Source organism: Micrococcus sp. HSID17227 (genome assembly GCF_003989405.1).
In the GTDB taxonomy this organism is placed as follows: Bacteria; Actinomycetota; Actinomycetes; order Actinomycetales; family Micrococcaceae; genus Micrococcus; species Micrococcus luteus.
On sequence record NZ_RBLN01000566.1, the window covers coordinates 1 to 333 of the forward strand.

The 333-nt window shown below is 57.7% G+C and carries 1 pseudogene; it reads right to left on the minus strand.

Annotation, left to right across the window (positions count from 1 at the left end):
- Positions 1–144 (minus strand): annotated as a pseudogene (locus D8M29_RS13335) (chorismate synthase); the annotation flags it as partial.
- Between the last annotated feature and the right edge of the window lie 189 nt (positions 145–333).

Below are 333 nucleotides of genomic sequence, written 5' to 3' on the forward strand. Positions count from 1 at the left end.
CATGGCCTCGGCGACGATGCCCGCGGCGGGCACGGCCGCCACGTCGGAGCGCTGATGGTGGGCCGTGGTCTCCGCGCCCGTGGCGACGTCGACCGTGGGCAGCGCGCGCGGCACCGTGGCGATCGGCATCATCGCGGCGCTCAAGATCGGAAGAGCGGCGAGCAGGGAAAGAGTGTCTGCGCCAGTGTAGATCACGGGTTGTGCCGTATGCTTGTAAAAGAAAACAAATCTATTAAATTTACTTATGCATCAATCGTCAGCTCAATGACGTATTGACCTGGAGCAATTAATCCTTCCTGACGTTTTGGAGCAGAGCCTTGCGTTTTTTTTTTT